14 protein-coding genes and 1 pseudogene are annotated in these 15,850 nt (G+C 74.5%); 8 read left to right on the top strand and 7 right to left on the bottom strand.

Features of this window, described 5'->3' with window-relative positions:
* Positions 1 to 41: 41 nt before the first annotated feature.
* The 4 genes from QQY24_RS18570 to rsmI form a co-directional block, all read right to left on the bottom strand.
* On the bottom strand, positions 42 to 1,406 hold the full coding sequence (locus QQY24_RS18570) for a resuscitation-promoting factor (RefSeq protein WP_301973811.1): 1,365 nt from the start codon (positions 1,404 to 1,406) through the stop codon (positions 42 to 44).
* 112 nt (positions 1,407 to 1,518) lie between these two features.
* Positions 1,519 to 2,415 (bottom strand): TatD family hydrolase, encoded by an 897-nt coding sequence (locus QQY24_RS18565; protein WP_301973810.1) that lies wholly within the window; start codon positions 2,413 to 2,415, stop codon positions 1,519 to 1,521.
* 57 nt (positions 2,416 to 2,472) lie between these two features.
* Positions 2,473 to 2,907: a hypothetical protein gene (locus QQY24_RS18560; protein WP_301973809.1), complete on the bottom strand. Its 435-nt coding sequence runs from the start codon at positions 2,905 to 2,907 to the stop codon at positions 2,473 to 2,475.
* Between the two features lie 403 nt (positions 2,908 to 3,310).
* Positions 3,311 to 4,162 carry a 16S rRNA (cytidine(1402)-2'-O)-methyltransferase gene (rsmI, locus tag QQY24_RS18555; RefSeq protein WP_301973808.1) on the bottom strand — a complete coding sequence of 284 codons (852 nt, stop codon included), beginning with the start codon at positions 4,160 to 4,162 and terminating at the stop codon, positions 3,311 to 3,313.
* A 105-nt stretch (positions 4,163 to 4,267) separates the two neighbouring features.
* On the opposite strand from rsmI, the gene QQY24_RS18550 reads away from it, so the two are divergent.
* From QQY24_RS18550 to QQY24_RS18540, 3 genes are all read left to right on the top strand, one after another.
* Positions 4,268 to 6,016, top strand: coding sequence for a dolichyl-phosphate-mannose--protein mannosyltransferase (locus QQY24_RS18550; RefSeq protein WP_301973807.1), 1,749 nt, complete (start codon positions 4,268 to 4,270; stop codon positions 6,014 to 6,016).
* Positions 6,017 to 6,265: 249 nt separating this feature from the next.
* Entirely contained in the window at positions 6,266 to 7,933 is a 1,668-nt protein-coding gene (locus tag QQY24_RS18545) for a penicillin-binding transpeptidase domain-containing protein (protein WP_301973806.1), read from the top strand.
* Between the two features lie 96 nt (positions 7,934 to 8,029).
* Entirely contained in the window at positions 8,030 to 9,694 is a 1,665-nt protein-coding gene (locus QQY24_RS18540) for a penicillin-binding transpeptidase domain-containing protein (protein WP_301973805.1), read from the top strand.
* Here QQY24_RS18540 and QQY24_RS18535 read toward each other — a convergent pair whose 3' ends face one another.
* On the bottom strand, positions 9,695 to 10,033 hold the full coding sequence (locus QQY24_RS18535) for an SsgA family sporulation/cell division regulator (RefSeq protein ID WP_301973804.1): 339 nt from the start codon (positions 10,031 to 10,033) through the stop codon (positions 9,695 to 9,697).
* A gap of 149 nt (positions 10,034 to 10,182) precedes the next feature.
* Here QQY24_RS18535 and QQY24_RS18530 point away from each other — a divergent pair, with 149 nt between their 5' ends.
* From QQY24_RS18530 to QQY24_RS18515, 4 genes are all read left to right on the top strand, one after another.
* On the top strand, positions 10,183 to 11,235 hold the full coding sequence (locus QQY24_RS18530; RefSeq protein ID WP_301973803.1) for an energy-coupling factor ABC transporter permease: 1,053 nt from the start codon (positions 10,183 to 10,185) through the stop codon (positions 11,233 to 11,235).
* 1 nt (position 11,236) lies between these two features.
* The gene (gene cbiQ, locus QQY24_RS18525) at positions 11,237 to 11,998 is read left to right on the top strand and encodes a cobalt ECF transporter T component CbiQ (RefSeq protein WP_301973802.1); all 762 of its coding nucleotides are present in this window, start codon (positions 11,237 to 11,239) and stop codon (positions 11,996 to 11,998) included.
* The gene (locus QQY24_RS18520) at positions 11,986 to 12,750 is read left to right on the top strand and encodes an energy-coupling factor ABC transporter ATP-binding protein (protein ID WP_301973801.1); all 765 of its coding nucleotides are present in this window, start codon (positions 11,986 to 11,988) and stop codon (positions 12,748 to 12,750) included. Before cbiQ ends, QQY24_RS18520 begins: the two co-directional genes overlap by 13 nt.
* A gap of 110 nt (positions 12,751 to 12,860) precedes the next feature.
* Complete coding sequence (locus QQY24_RS18515) at positions 12,861 to 14,045, top strand: serine hydrolase domain-containing protein (RefSeq protein WP_301973800.1); 1,185 nt, start codon at positions 12,861 to 12,863, stop codon at positions 14,043 to 14,045.
* Here the strand turns inward: QQY24_RS18515 and QQY24_RS18510 are convergent.
* Positions 14,035 to 14,310, bottom strand: a complete 276-nt coding sequence (locus tag QQY24_RS18510) for a DUF1876 domain-containing protein (RefSeq protein WP_301973799.1) — start codon at positions 14,308 to 14,310, stop codon at positions 14,035 to 14,037. The genes QQY24_RS18515 and QQY24_RS18510 overlap by 11 nt on opposite strands.
* A gap of 105 nt (positions 14,311 to 14,415) precedes the next feature.
* On the opposite strand from QQY24_RS18510, the pseudogene QQY24_RS18505 reads away from it, so the two are divergent.
* A pseudogene (locus QQY24_RS18505) lies at positions 14,416 to 14,679 on the top strand (hypothetical protein); the annotation flags it as partial.
* A gap of 4 nt (positions 14,680 to 14,683) precedes the next feature.
* Here QQY24_RS18505 and QQY24_RS18500 read toward each other — a convergent pair.
* Positions 14,684 to 15,748, bottom strand: a complete 1,065-nt coding sequence (locus QQY24_RS18500) for an acyl-CoA desaturase (RefSeq protein WP_301973798.1) — start codon at positions 15,746 to 15,748, stop codon at positions 14,684 to 14,686.
* Positions 15,749 to 15,850 lie beyond the last annotated feature (102 nt).

Here is a 15,850-nt window from a genome sequence, read left to right as displayed (position 1 = left end):
CGGCCGCCCGGCCCGCGGGCGCGGGGCCCGCCGCCCCGCCGCTACGTGCGCAGCCTGGCCCCGCAGTGCGGCCAGGGGCTCTCGCCCCGGGCGAGGTACAGCTTCTTGGCGCGGCGGGTCTGTTCGGGCGCCGGCGCCTCCTGGGGGCGTCCCCGGCCGCCGAGGCTGTGCCAGGTGCGGGTGTCGAACTGGTAGAGGCCCCCGTAGGTGCCCGAGGGGTCGACGGCGTCCGGCCGGCCGCCGGACTCGCAGGCGGCCAGGGCCGGCCAGTCGAGGCCGTCGGCGTCCCGTCCGGCGGCCGGCCGGACCCTGGTGCCGACCCTGACCACCTGCGTGCGCGGGACGCGGACCACCTCGGCCTCCGTCCGGTGCGGCCTGTCCCGCACCCCGTTGACGCTGCGCACGAAGTAGGCGGTCCGGCGCAGTCCGGGCCGGCCGGGGTGGTCGATCACCTCGGTGCCCTCGAAGAGGGAGGGGTCCGGGGCGCGCCGCACGGCGAACGGGATCGGGTCCTCGCGGACCTCGCGGGTGGCGGTCACCCGCAGCACGGTCACCGTCTGCCCGTCGCGCGGGAAGCCGTCGAGCGGCACGGAGGCGGCGTCCTGGCCGCGCAGGGTGACGCCGGCCTCCCCGACGGCCTCGCGGACGGTGGCCGCGTTGGTGCGGACGGTGCGGGCGCGGCCGTCCGCGAGGACGGTGACGGTGCGTTCGGTGCGCACGTCGAGGGCGAGCCCGGCGCGTCCGATGCTCCGGGAGCGCGGCACCGACAGGCGGGCGCCCTCCGCGCGCACGCCCAGCTCCCGCAGCGCGCCGTCCACCGTGTCGGCCGTCGTCCACACCACGTGCGGCTCGCCGTCCAGGGTGAGCCGCACGGGGCGGCCGTAGCGCACCGTGACCTCGTCGCCGCCGTCCAGTGCGGTGCCGGGGGCGGGCGCGACCGTGTCGTGCGCCCCGACGTGCACGCCTTCTTCGGCGAGCAGGGCGGAGACGTCGTCGGCGAAGGTGTGCAGGGTGCGCGTCCCGTCCCCGACGCTCAGCTCGACGGCCTTGTCCTGGGCGACGAACGCGGTGGTGCCGCCGGCCAGGAACGCGACGACGAGCGCCTGCGGCAGCAGCCGGCGCACGGCGGCCTCGGAGCGCTCGGCGCGGGCCCGGCGCCGGCGCGCGGCCCGTCCGCCGCCGTCGGGCGCCGCGGGTCCGGGCGCGCCCGGGCCGGGGTCCCCCGCCCGGTCCGGGCCCGTCCCCCGTCCCGGCGGGGGCGGCGCGGGTCCGGTGACGAGGTGCGCCCCGTCCCCGTGGGCGGGCCGGCGGGTGTTCGCCGGCCCCCCGTGGGGCGGCGTCCTCGCGGTGTGCGCGCAGCCGTCCGGGCCGTGGGGGCCGTACGCCTCGTACTGCGACTTGGTCACGCCGACACGCTCCAGAGGGCCAGCAGGGGTCCGGATCGGGCCCCCAGAACCTAGCGGAGCGTTCGTCACCCTCCAAAGCGGCGCGACTACGCAGCGTCTCCTTGCGCGGGCGTCAGTAGCCGAAGGCCCGGGCGGTGTTGGCGTCCAGGGCCGTCGCCAGCGCGTCCTCGCCGATGCCGCGCACCTCGGCCATCGCGCGCACGGTGACCGGGACGAGGTACGGCGCGTTCGGCCGTCCGCGGTAGGGCACCGGCGTCAGGAAGGGCGCGTCGGTCTCCACCAGGACCAGCTCCAGCGGGGCCACGGCGAGGGCGTCGCGCAGGTTCCGGGCGTTCTTGAAGGTGACGTTGCCGGCGAAGGACATGAAGTAGCCCTCGCGGGCGCAGACCCCGGCCATCTCGGCGTCGCCGGAGTAGCAGTGGAAGACGGTGCGCTCGGGGGCGCCCTCCTCCTTCAGCACGCGCAGGACGTCGGCGTGGGCGTCGCGGTCGTGGATGACGAGGGTCTTGCCGTGCCGCTTGGCGATCTCGATGTGGGCGCGGAAGGAGCGCTCCTGCGCCGCCTTGCCCCCGGGGCCGGTGCGGAAGTGGTCCAGCCCCGTCTCGCCGACGCCCTTCACCTGGGGCAGCGCGGCCAGCCGGTCGATCTCGGCGAGGGCCTCGTCCAGCGCCGCGTCGCCGCCCGCCTCCCGGGCGCCCTGCCGGGACCAGCCGTCGGGGTCGCCGTGCACGATGCGCGGGGCCTCGTTGGGGTGCAGGGCGACGGCGGCGTGGACGGCGGCGTGCGCGGCGGCCGTCTCGGCGGCCCACCGGGAGCCCTTGAGGTCGCAGCCGACCTGGACCACCGTCGTGACGCCCACGGAGGCGGCCTTGGCGAGGGCTTCCCCGACGGTGCCGGACTGCATGTCGAGGTGGGTGTGCGAGTCGGCGACCGGCACCCGCAGGGGCGCCGGGAGCGGCGGGGCCGCGTTCTTGTCGTCCTGGGCGGCGAGGCCGGCGTTCGAAGGCATGCCCCGATCCTACGAAAGGGGCACGCCCGCCCGGTCACCGCTCGGACCGCCCGGCGATCAGCTCGCCCGGCGCTGGAAGGGGTGCAGGAGGTCGGACAGGTGCCAGTGGTGGTGCTCCCCGGCCCTCCCGCCCCCGGCGCGCCCGCCGGCGGGCGCGCCCGGCACGCCCGGCACCTCGACCGGCCCCGCCTGCGGCGCGCCGTGCGGGGCCGGCCCGGCCGCGCCGCGCGCCGAGGACACCTGGCCCGCGCGCATGATCCGCACGACGTGGCCGTCGCAGTTCAGGCAGGCCGGCCGGCTCAGCGGGGACGGCACGACCCGGTCGTCGGCCACGTAGAGGACGAACCGCCGTCCCTCGCCGTCCCGGTGGTGCTCTATCTCGTACGACTGCTCCCAGCCGTGCCCGCAGCGCATGCAGGCGAAGGAATACGACTCGTGGACGACTGCCGTGGCCGTACCGCGGAGCCCGGTGCGCCCTGCGATCTCACTCATGCCAGCTCCTCTTGTCCGCTGGACGTGGGACGGGTGCGTCCCTGCGCCCAGTGGACGCCCTGGCCGGCGCGGGCGCAGCAGGCCTGTCGAGTGTTGGAGACGATTTGGGCGCCGCTTGCCGAACGGGCCCCGGGCGGGGGGCCGCCCTTTGCCTTCGGCACCGCGCTTTTGCCGGCCCATGGGGCGCGCGCTCAGCCGAGGCGCGCCGTGCTCAGAGGGCGTGTTTCCGCAGGCCAGGGGGCGCACGCGTCGCATCCCGGACCCACTCCCCCGACCGCCCCCGCACCCGGCCCCACCCGCCCCGCAGCCCTCTCCCACCGATCACGACGGCCCGCCGGCCACGACGGCCCCGCCGGTCCTGCCGGCCCGCCGGTCACGCTCCCTCCGGCACGCCCCCTCCGACTCAGGCCGTCCCGTCCCTCTTGGCGGCGACCACCGCGTCGAACACCACCCTCTTGGGCACCCCCGCCTCCACCGCGACCGCCGCGATGGCCTCCTTGCGCCGCTCGCCGGCCTCCTCCCGGACGCGGACCCGGCGCACCAGCTCCCCCGCGTCGAGGTCCTCGGGCCCGCTCTCCGGCGCGCCCTCCACGACGACGGTGATCTCCCCGCGGACGCCCTCGGCGGCCCACCGCGCCAGCTCGGCGAGCGGGCCGCGCCGCACCTCCTCGTACGTCTTGGTCAGCTCGCGGCAGACGGCCGCCCGCCGGTCGGCGCCGAACGCCTCGGCCATGGCGGCGAGGGTGTCGTCGAGCCGGTGCGGGGCCTCGAAGTACACGAGCGTGCGCCGCTCGCCGGCGACCTCCCGGAGCCGGGACAGCCGCTCGCCCGCCTTGCGCGGCAGGAAGCCCTCGAAGCAGAACCGGTCGACGGGCAGCCCCGACAGCGCGAGCGCGGTGAGCACGGCGGAGGGGCCGGGGACGGCGGTGACCCGGATGTCCTTCTCGACGGCGGCGGCGACGAGCCGGTACCCGGGGTCGGAGACCGACGGCATGCCGGCGTCGGTCACCAGCAGCACGCGCGCCCCGCCGAGCAGTTCACCGACCAGTTCGGGGGTGCGGGCGGACTCGTTGCCCTCGAAGTAGGACAGCACGCGCCCGCGGGGGGTCACGCCGAGCGCCTGGGCGAGCCGGCGCAGCCGCCGGGTGTCCTCGGCGGCGACGACGTCGGCGCCCGCCAGCTCCTCGGCCAGCCGGGGCGGCGCGTCCGCGGTGTCGCCGATGGGGGTACCTGCCAGCACAAGGGTTCCAGTCACCTCCCCATCCTCCCAGCCCGTGCGCGGGCGGGGGAAAACGACCGCTTCCGGGTCCGCGGCGCCCTTGCACGGGACTCACACAGAACGTTTCCCTACGATGGCGCGGTGACCAGTACCGCGTCCTCCACGGACCTCCGGCAGGGCCGGGCAGCGCACGACGGGCCGCCGTCGTGGCGGCAGCGGCTGCGCCCGTTCGGCTACACACCCGCCCCGGACGCGCCCGCCGGCGACGTACGCGACCGGCTGGTGCCGCCGTACACCCGGCCGGCCCCCCGGCTGTGGCAGGCGCTGGGCGTGCCCCCGGTCCTGGCGGAACGCATCACGCGCTGGTCGGGCTGGGGCGGGCCGCTGCTGGTGACGCTGGTGGCGGGCCTGATGCGGTTCTGGCACCTGGGCAGCCCGCGCGCGGTGATATTCGACGAGACGTACTACGCCAAGGACGCCTGGGCGCTCGTCCACCGGGGCTTCGAGGTCAACTGGGACAAGAACGCCAACGACCTGGTGCTGCAGACGAACGGCCACCTGGCCGTCCCCACGGACGCCGCCTACGTCGTGCACCCGCCGGTCGGCAAGTACGTCATCGGGCTCGGCGAGCTGGTCTTCGGGTTCGACCCGTTCGGCTGGCGGTTCATGACGGCGCTGCTGGGGACCCTCTCCGTGCTGCTGCTGTGCCGGATCGGCCGCCGGATGTTCCGCTCGACGTTCCTCGGCTGCCTGGCGGGCGCGCTGATGGCGGTGGACGGCCTGCACTTCGTGATGAGCCGGACCTCGCTGCTCGACGGTGTGCTGATGTTCTTCGTGGTGGCCGCGTTCGGCTGCCTGGTCGTCGACCGCGACCGGTCCCGGGCGAGGCTGGCCGCCGCGCTGCCGGCCGGGCCCGACGGCCGGGTCCGGCCGGACGAGCGGGTGGCCGACGCCTTCCGCCCGGGGTGGCGGCCCTGGCGCTGGGGGGCGGGGCTGATGCTGGGCCTGGCCCTCGGCACGAAGTGGAACGGCCTGTACGTCCTGGTCGCGTTCTGCGTGATGGCGGTGGCGTGGGACGTGGGCGCCCGCAAGGTGGCCGGCGCCCGCCACCCGTACCGGGCGGTCCTGAAGTACGACACCGGCATCACCTTCCTGGCGACGGTCCCGGTGGCGATCGCGGTCTACCTGCTGTCCTGGACCGGCTGGATCCTCTCCCCGGCCGACGGCAGCGGCGGCTACTTCCGCGACTGGGCGGCGACCGACGGCAGGGGCGGCCACTGGACCTTCCTGCCGGACTGGCTGCGCAGCCTGTGGCACTACGAGCACGAGGTGTACGAGTTCCACATCGGGCTGTCGTCCCCGCACACCTACCAGTCCAACCCGTGGAGCTGGATCGTGCTGGGCCGCCCGGTGTCGTACTTCTACGAGTCCCCCTCCCCCGGCGCCGACGGCTGCCCGGCCGACGCCGGCCAGAAGTGCGCCCGGGAGGTGCTGGCCCTGGGCACACCGCTGCTGTGGTGGGCGGCCTGCTTCGCGATCCTGTACGTGCTGTGGCGCTGGGCCTTCCGCCGCGACTGGCGGGCCGGGGCGATCGCCTGCGGCATCGCGGCGGGCTACCTCCCCTGGTTCCTGTACCAGGAGCGCACGATCTTCCTCTTCTACGCGGTGGTCTTCGTGCCGTTCCTGTGCCTGGCGGTGGCGATGCTGCTCGGCGCGGTCGTCGGCCCCCCGGGCTCCTCCGACACCCGCCGCGTGGTCGGCGCCTCGGCGGCGGGCGCCCTGGTCCTCCTGATCGCCTGGAACTTCATCTACTTCTGGCCCCTGTACACCGGCACCGCGATCCCCCTGGACAGCTGGCGGTCGCGGATGTGGCTGGACACCTGGGTCTAGCCGGGCGGACACGACCACGGGGGCACGGCAGCACGCCGTGCCCCCGTGGTCGTCGTCGGCCGCCGGGGTCTGCCGGCCCGCCGGCCCGGCAGACCCCGGTGAACGCCCGTCCCCCTGTTCGGGAAACTCTCCGAAACCCCTGTCCCGGAAGCCTCGAAACCGCTTACAGTGCAGGGTACAACCTGTTTTTGAACGTGTTCAGGGATGAACCGGACAGGTACTCACGGGGATCGGGGAGGGACTCGCGTCATGCGCAAGGGGGCCAAGGCCGCCGTCGTCGGCGGGGTGTGTGCGGCGCTGGTGGGCGGAGCCGGGTACGGGCTCATGAACATCGCGTCCGCGCTGAACGGGAGCGGGACCGCGGGCGGCGGCCCCGCGCCCGTGCGGACCGGGCCGCCCGGCGCCGACGAGGTCGGGGCGACGACCGCGGAGTTCTTCGCCGCCTGGGAGAAGGGGGAGGCCGCCACCGCGGCGCGGTACACCAACTACCCCGACGCGGCCCGTGCGCTGCTGACCGCCTACGCCGACGACGCGCACATCGGCGCCGTGCGCATCACGCCCGGCACGCCCAGCGGCGCCACCGTGCCGTTCACGGTGAGGGCGAAGGTGTCGTACGGCGGCAGGTCCCGGCCGCTCACCTACCGGAGCCGGCTGACGGTCGTGCGCGGCAGGACCTCCCACCGGGCCCTGGTCGACTGGCAGCCCTCCGTCGTCCACCCGCGGCTGCGGACGGGGGACACGCTGGTGACGGGCGAGTCCGCGGACCCGCCGATCGACGCCGTGGACCGTGACGGGGCGGTGCTGACGAAGGAGAAGTACCCCTCCCTCGGGCCGATCCTGGACGAGCTGCGCCGGCGCTACGGCGACAAGGCGGGCGGCCGGCCGGGGGTGGAGCTGGTGATCCGGCACGAGGGCGCCGTGGGGGACGGCACGGACGGCGGTTACGGCGCCGGGGACGGCGGGAGCGCCGACACCCCCCTGCTCACCCTCGCCGAGGGCCGGGCGGGCAGGCTGCGCACGACGCTCAGCGCGGGCGCGCAGGCGGCGGCGGAGACGCAGGTGGCGAAGTACGGCGAGTCCTCCGTGGTGGCCGTCAAGCCCAGCACGGGCGAGATCCTGGCCGTCGCCAACAACCGCGTCGACGGCTTCGACGCGGCCCTGCTCGGCGAGCGCGCCCCCGGCTCCACCATGAAAATCATCAGCGCGGCGACCCTCATCGACAGCGGCCTGACCACGGCGGACGGCCCGGCGCCGTGCCCGGCGTCGGCGGTGTGGCAGAGCCAGACCTTCCAGAACCTCAGGGGCCTGGCGCCCGACGAGCACGCCACCCTCTCCGAGAGCTTCGCGCGCTCCTGCAACACGGCGTTCGTGAAGTTCGCGGACTCGGTGCGGGTGGACTCCCTCACCAAGGAGGCCCAGGACCGCTTCGGGCTCGGCCGGAACGACTGGAAGATCGGGGTGCCGTCCTTCGACGGCCGGGTCCCCGCGGCCGGCGGCCCCGACACCGCCGCCGCCCTGATCGGCCAGGGCCAGGTGCAGATGAGCCCGCTGAACATGGCCTCGGCGACGGCGACCGCGGCGACCGGCGTCTTCCGGCAGCCGGTGATCGTGCCGCTGGGCCTGGACGACCGCACCCCGGCCCGCGCGCGGGGGCTGTCGGCCGGCACCACCCGGCAGTTGCGCGCGATGATGAACCGCACCGCGCGCAGCGGCACCGCGGCCGGTGTGATGGCCGGGCTCGGCGGGGACGTCGGCGCCAAGACGGGCTCGGCCGAGGTGGACGGGCACGCCCGGCCCGACAGCTGGTTCACCGGGTACCGGGGCGACGTCGCCGCAGCCGCGATGGTCCAGGACGGCGGCCACGGCGTCGACGCGGCCGGGCCCATTGTCGCAAGCGTGCTACGGAGTGCGGCGTGACGTCACCCGCACGGGCGGGGACTCTAGGGTGGTTGACGTCGTTGGGGTGTGCGGGGGCCGCGGGACACCCGGGAAAGGTGCGGAGGAACTGAGGCTGTGGGCAAGAGAAGACACGTCGCCGGGCGGCGGAAGACCGGCGTGGTCGTGCTGGGCGCGGTCGCCGTGGTCGCCGTCGGGGCCGGGGTGGGCGTGTACGCCCTGTACGGCGGCGGAGCGGCGGCCGACGGGCGGGCGTCCACCCTGGCCGCCCGCCCGGCCGTGAGGACGGGCCCGCTGTCCGCGGCCGAGGTGCGCACCGCCGCCACGCGCTTCCTCACCGCCTGGCAGCAGGGTGGCGTCGCACGGGCCGCGGCGGCCACCGACGACCCGTCCGCCGCCACCGCCCTCCTCACCGGCTCCGCCGAGGACGCCCACCTGAAGGACGTCACGCTGGCTCCCGGCCCGGCCAAGGGGGACACGGTGCCCTTCTCCGTGCGGGCGACCGTGTCGTACCGGGGCCTGGCCAAGCCGCTCGCCTACGACAGCGCGCTGACCGTCGTGCGGCGGGCGGGTGACGGCAAGCCGCTGGTCGACTGGCACGCCTCCGTCGTCCACCCCGACCTCAGGGACGGGGACACGCTGGTCACCGGCGAGTCGGGCACCCCGCCGGTCAAGGCGCTGGACCGGGACGGCGGCGAACTGACGGCCGCGAAGTACCCGTCGCTGGGCACGGTGCTGGACGGGCTGCGGGAGAAGTACGGCAAGACGGCCGGCGGCAGGGCGGGCGTGGAGCTGCGGGTGGTGCGCGGCAAGGCGGCCAGGGCGGCGAAGCTGTCCGACAAGACGCTGCTGGAGCTGAGCAGGGGCACCGCGGGCACGGTGCGCACCACGCTGGACCCCGCCCTGCAGGCGGTGGCCGAGCAGCAGGTGACCGGGCGGGCGCGGGCCTCGGTGGTGCTGCTGCGGCCCTCCACGGGTGAGATCCTCGCGGTCGCCAACAGCGGGCACGGCTTCAACACCGCCTTCCAGGGCTCGCTGGCCCCGGGCTCCACGATGAAGATCATCACCTCGTCGCTGCTGATCGACAAGGGCCTGGCCTCGGTGGACAAGCCGCACCCGTGCCCGAAGACGGTCACCTACGGCGGCTGGACGTTCCACAACGACGACGACTTCCAGATCAAGGGCGGCACGTTCAGGGCGAGCTTCGCCCGCTCCTGCAACACCGCCTTCATCAGCCAGGCGAAGAAGCTGGGCGACGCCGACCTGACGAAACAGGCCCAGCAGGTCTTCGGGCTGTCCCGGAACGACTGGGCGATCGGCGTGCCGAGCTTCGACGGCTCGGTGCCGGTGCAGTCGGCGGCGCCGAAGGCGGCCTCGCTGATCGGGCAGGGCGGGGTGCGGATGAACCCGCTGAACATGGCCTCGGTCGCCGCGACGGTGCGCACGGGCGCCTTCCACCAGCCCTACCTGGTCCCGCCCTCCGTGGACCACCGGGCGCTGGCCACCGCGTCCCGCACGCTGTCGTCCTCGACCCTGTCCCAGCTGCGCGAGCTGATGCGGTACACCGCCGCGTACGGCACGGCCGCCGAGGCGATGTCGGGGCTCGGGCCGGACTACGGCGCGAAGACGGGCTCGGCGGAGGTCGACGGGCAGAAGAAGCCCAACGGCTGGTTCACCGCCTACCGGGGCGACCTCGCCGCGGCGGGCGTGGTGCAGGCGGGCGGCCACGGCGGCGACACGGCCGGCCCGATCGTGGCGGCGCTGCTGCGGGCGGGTGGCTGATCAGCTGTGGACCGGCTCCGCCGTGTGGGTGCGGCGGAGGAACCGCAGCAGCGTCCTGGTCTCGAACTGCACCACCGCGACACCGCGCTCGGAGTGGAACTCCACGATGGCCTGGACGCGTCCGCAGGGCCAGACCCGGACGTCTCCGCTCCCGGCCGGCGTCCGCAGCCCGCGCTCCAGCAGCGCGCGGGGGAAGGTCCACTCGTGCGGGCCGGGCAGTGCGACGCGGACCGACCGCGGATCGGCGTCGGGGTCGTAGCGCAGCAGCACGGGCACGGCCCCCGGGTCCTCCCCGTCCGTGACGATGTGGACGCGCGCGTACTGTTCGACCACGGGCATCGGCTCGCCCCTTCACGCTGAGTCACCTATGCGAAAGCTGTGCCTCCGCTTCCTCTCCAATGTCCCATATTTCCCGGCACACACCCCGCCGGGCGATGACATCGGGTCTCTCTTGCAAGGTCTTCGCAACAAGGGCCTAAAATCGTACGGTGCACGTACCTGACGGATTCATCGACGCCCCCACCTCCGCCGTCGCCGGGGTGGTCGCCGCCGGCGCCCTCGCGGTGAGCCTGCGCGGTGCCCGCCGCGAACTCGACGAACGCACGGCCCCGCTGGCGGGCCTGGTGGCGGCCTTCATCTTCGCCGTCCAGATGCTCAACTTCCCGGTGGCGGCCGGCACCAGCGGTCACCTGCTCGGAGGAGCACTCGCCGCGATACTCGTCGGGCCGTACACGGGCGTGCTCTGCGTGTCGGTCGTGCTGCTCATGCAGGGCGTGCTGTTCGCGGACGGCGGGCTGACCGCGCTCGGCGTGAACATCACCGACATGGCGGTCACCACGACGGTCGTGGCGTACGCCGTCTTCCGCGCCCTGCTGTCCGTGCTGCCCCGCAGGCGGCGCGCGGTGACCGTCGCCTCCTTCGTCGCCGCGCTGGTGTCCGTGCCGGCCGCGGCCTGCGTGTTCACGCTGGTCTACGCGATCGGCGGCACCACCGACGTCCCGATCGGCAAGGTGGCGACCGCGATGATCGGCGTCCACGTCCTGATCGGCGTCGGCGAGGCCGTGATCACGGCGCTCACGGTGAGCGCCGTCGTCGCCGTGCGCCCGGACCTGGTGCACGGCGCGCGCGGTCTGCGCCAACGGCTCAAGCTGCGGGTCGACGGCGAGCTGGTGGACGTCCCGGCCGCCGCGGAGCCCGTGGCGGCGCGCACCTCCCGGCGCACGCTGTGGGTCACCGGGCTGGTCACCTCGCTGGTGCTCGCCGGGTTCGTCAGCTTCTACGCCTCCTCCAGCCCCGACGGCCTGGAGAAGGTCGCGCACGACAAGGGCATCGACGCCGGGGCCAGGCCGCACACGGCGTCCGGCTCCCCGCTCGCCGGCTACGGCGTGAAGGACGTCGCCGACGCCCGGCTGTCCGGCGGCCTGGCGGGCGTGATCGGCGTCGGCGTCACCGTCGTCGCGGGCAGCACGGTGTTCTGGGCCGTGCGCAGGCGCCGCGGCACCGACGTGTCGCCCGCCTCGACCGCGGGCACCGGGGTCTGACGTGGGAGCGGGACACGCGCACCGGCTCTACCGGCACGGGCATTCGCCCGTGCACGCCCTGCCGCCGCACACCAAGCTGGCCGCCGCCTTCGCCTTCGTGGTGGTGGTGGTGTCCACCCCGCGCGGGGCGGTGTGGGCGTTCGCGGTGTACGCCGTGCTGCTCGCCCACGTCGCGCGCCGCGCGCGCGTGCCGGCCGGCTTCCTGCTCAAACGGCTGCTGATCGAGGTGCCGTTCGTGGCGTTCGCGGTGCTGATGCCGTTCGTCGCCGAGGGCGAGCGGGTGCACGTGCTCGGGCTGTCGCTGAGCGCCGGCGGACTGTGGGGCGCCTGGAACGTGCTCGCCAAGGGCACCCTCGGCGTCGCCGCGTCGGTGCTGCTGGCCGCCACCACCGAGCTGCGCGAACTGCTGCTCGGACTGCAACGGCTGAAACTGCCGCCGCTGCTCGTGCAGATCGCCTCCTTCATGATCCGCTACGGCGACGTCATCACCGACGAGATGCGCCGGATGCGCATCGCCCGTGAGTCGCGCGGCTTCGAGGCGCGGGGCGTGCGGCACTGGGGGGTGCTCGCCAAGTCCGCCGGCGCGCTGTTCATCCGCTCCTACGAACGCGGGGAGCGGGTGCACCTGGCCATGGTGAGCCGGGGGTACGCCGGTTCGATGCCGGTGATCGACGAGGTGACCGCGTCCCGGGCGCAGTGGTCCTCCGCCCTCGCCCTGCCCTGCGCCGCCCTCGCCGTCTGTGTGCTGGGATGGACCCTGTGACTGCACCCGCCTCCCTGGAGGTCTCCGGCCTCGCCTTCGCCTACCCCGACGGCCACCAGGCCCTGTTCGGCGTGGACTTCTCCGTCGCGCGCGGCGAACGCGTCGCGCTGCTCGGCCCGAACGGCGCCGGCAAGACCACCCTCGTACTGCACCTGAACGGCATCCTGGGCGGCGGCACCGGCACGGTGACCGTGGCCGGGCTGCCGGTCGGCAAGAAGCACATGGCCACGGTCCGGCAGAAGGTCGGCATCGTCTTCCAGGACCCGGACGACCAGTTGTTCATGCCGACCGTGCGGGAGGACGTGGCGTTCGGTCCGGCCGCCGCCGGGGTCAGGGGGGCCGCGCTGGAGGAGCGGGTGCGCACCGCCCTGGAGCGGGTCGGCATGCAGGACTTCGCCGACCGGCCGCCGCACCACCTGTCCTTCGGGCAGCGCCGCCGGGTCGCGGTGGCGACGGTGCTCGCGACGGAGCCGGAGATCCTCGTCCTGGACGAGCCGTCCTCCAACCTCGACCCGGCCTCCCGGCGCGAACTGGCCGACGTCCTGCGCTCGCTGGACGTCACCGTCCTCATGGTCACGCACGACCTGCCGTACGCGCTGGAGCTGTGCCCGCGCGCGCTGATCCTGAGCGACGGCGTGATCGCGGCGGACGGCCCGACCGGACGGCTGCTGTCCGACGAGGCGTTGATGCGGGCCCACCGCCTGGAACTGCCGTTCGGCTTCGACCCGAGGTCGGTGGCCACCGGGACCTGACGGCAACGGCGGCGTAACGATCCCCACCGGCCGGTGAAACGAAGGAATCGCAGGCTTGCGGTCCGTGTTGGTCTCACTGTCGAAGGCAGGGCCGAAGGGGTGGAGCGGGCGTGGACGTGAACGGCGTGGTGGCCGAGGGCTTCGAGCCGGTCCGGGAGGCGTTCGCCGCGAACTTCGCGCGGGGCGGGGAGCGCGGCGCCGCCGTCGCCGTGTACCGCGACGGGCACAAGGTCGTGGACCTGTGGGGCGGGGCCCGGGACGTGGACGGCACGGCCCCCTGGGAGCCGGACACCGCGCAGGTCGTGCGCTCCGCCACCAAGGGCGTCGCCGCCGCCGCGCTCCTGCTGCTGCACCAGCGCGGCGAACTGGACCTGGACGCCCCCGTGGGCACGTACTGGCCCGAGTACAAGACGGCGGGCAAGGACCGCACGCTGGTGCGGCACCTGCTCGGGCACCGCGCCGGGGTGCCGGTGCTGGACCGCCCGCTGACCCCCGGGGAGGCCGCGGACCCCGGCCTCGGGGCGGCGGCCGTCGCCGCGCAGGCACCGGTGTGGGAGCCGGGCACGGACCACGGCTACCACGCGCAGACCTACAGCTGGCTCACCGGCGAACTGGTCCGGCGGATCACCGGGCTGGGCGTCGGCGAGTGGATCGCCCGGGAGGTCGCCGGGCCCGTCGGCGCCGACCTGTGGCTGGGCCTGCCCGAGGCGGCGCAGGACCGCGTCGGCCGCATGGGGCCGGTCGAGGCGCCGCAGCCGACCGGCGGGCTGCGGATCCGGCCCAAGAAGACGGTCACCGAGGCCTACGCCGACCCCGGCTCGCTCACCCGCCGCGCCTTCGCCGCGATCACCCCGCTCCCGGACGAGAACGCGCCCGCCTACCGCGCCGCCGCGCTGCCCGCCTCCAACGGCATCGCCACCGCCGACGGCCTGGCCCGCTTCTACGCCTCGCTCATCGGCGAGGTGGACGGCGGCACCCGCCTGTTCACCCCGGCGACGGCGGAGCTGGCCCGCGCCGAGCAGTCGGCCGGGGCGGACCGCGTCCTGATCGTCGGCACCCGCTTCGGCGCCGGCTACATGCTGCACGGCAGCGCGTCCCCGCTGCTGTCCCCCGCCTCCTTCGGCCACCCGGGCCGCGGCGGCCCCCTCGGGTTCGCCGACCCGGAGGCGGGCATCGCGTTCGGCTACGTCACCAACGGCTTCCGGAAGAGCGTGACGGCGGACCCCAGGGCCCAGGCGCTGGTCCGGGCCCTGCGCACGGCGCTCGGCCGGCGGGCCGGCGGCCTCACACGTTGATCGGGTGCGAGGTCCGCCCGGAGTCCGCGTCGATCTCGTCGTGCGCCTTGGTCAGCAGCCGCATGGCCAGTTCGTTGAGGGCGCGGGCACCGGCGATCTCCTCGCCGACCCGGGGCTGGTCGGCGTCGACGCGGTGCCGGCTGGCCTGGCCGCGCGCCCGCACCTCGGTTCCGTCGGCCAGGCGGACCAGGGCGGCGGCCCGCGTGTGCTGACCGTCCTCCTCGAACTCCAGCTCGACGTGCCATCCCACAGCGGTGTGCGTCATCGGGACCACCTCCGGACCTCGCCGATGTGCCACTGCTTCCAGGGTGCGACCGCGGGCGGCCCACGTCATCCCGGCGTCGTTCCCGGTTCTGCAACGGTGTCTGCCGTGACTGTCGGCCGGTTCGGCCGTTGGCGTGGTCATGGGCGGGGACCTGCTGATGTCAGGTTGCGGACCGGGGAGCTGGACGCGCTCCCCGAGCGGTTCGCGCACCGGTTCAACCGGGAGGAGCCGCATCGGTCGGCACTGGCCTGCATGCGGGGAATGATCGCTCCGCTGGAGTGGAAGAACGGCTGGACGCCGACCGAGGAGGCCGGACACGCCGGTCCCGGCCGTGTCCGTCGGCGGCTGGACCGGATCGGGTGGGATGCCGGCGTCAGACGAGCCGTGACTGCTGCCGCAGGGGGCTGCTTGCCCGGTGCAGGCTTCTGAGCGCCTGTCCGTAGGAGGCGATGAGTGAGGTCTGGAGGTAGGCAACGCCCAGTTCGTCGCAGTAACGGTGCACGAGGAGCTGTGCCCTGCGCAGATTCGGCGAGGGCATGCTCGGGAACAAATGGTGCTCGATCTGGTAGTTCAGTCCGCCCAGCACCACGTCCGTGAACCAGTTTCCGCGCACGTTGCGGGAAGTGAGGACCTGGCGACGCAGGAAGTCGGGCCGGTCGCCGCCGGTGAGGGTCGGCATGCCCTTGTGGTTCGGGGCGAAGATGGCTCCCAGGTAGACCCCGAACAGACACTGGTGCACGAGGAGGAACACCACGGCCTTCCCCGGAGACACCACGAGGAACAGCGCGCCGAGGTACAGGACGAAGTGGGCGACGAGAAGCGTCCCTTCGATCCGGCGCTGCTTGAGGGAACGGTCCGCCAGCGCCCGCACCCCCGCGACGTGCAGGTTGAAGCCCTCCAGCGTCAGCAGCGGGAAGAACAGGTACGCCTGCACCCTGCCCAGCAGACGGGGCAGACCGGTGGCCCTGCGGGCCTGGGCCTGACTCCAGACCAGGATGTCGGGGGCCACGTCGGGGTCGAGCTCTTCGTGGTTGGGGTTCGCGTGGTGGCGGGAGTGCTTGTCCTGCCACCAGCCGTACCCCATGCCGATCCCCATGTTGGCGGCGAGCCGCCCGATCAGCGCGCTCGAGCGGCCGCGCCGGAACACCTGACGGTGACCGACGTCGTGCGCGACGAGCGCGACCTGCCCGAAGACCGCAGCGAGGAACACGGCGGCCAGCAGCGTCCACCAACTGTCGCCGATCGTCACGAAGGCCAGCCAGCCCACCGTGTAGGCCGCGGTCACCAGCGCCATGCGCACGCCGTAGTAGAAGGGACGGCGCCGCATCAGTCCGGCGTCCTTGATCTGCGTGGACAGCCGCGAGAAGTCACTGCCGGCGCGGCGTTCCCGGGTCGGTGCGACGGTGTCGCTGGCGCGTTGCGTCGTGTCCGTGGTCATCGTCGGTCCCGTCGTTCGCGAATGGAGCGGAGGACGGACCGTCGTCGAAGGACGACGAGTGGTCGGCATGATGTCTCGTTTCCCGGCACCAGCCCGCGGGCG

Origin of the sequence: Streptomyces sp. TG1A-8, from assembly GCF_030499535.1 — a bacterium.
Taxonomy (GTDB): domain Bacteria; phylum Actinomycetota; class Actinomycetes; order Streptomycetales; family Streptomycetaceae; genus Streptomyces.
The sequence above is the reverse complement of the archived record's forward strand: the minus strand, read 5'-3'. Positions and strand labels throughout refer to the sequence as shown.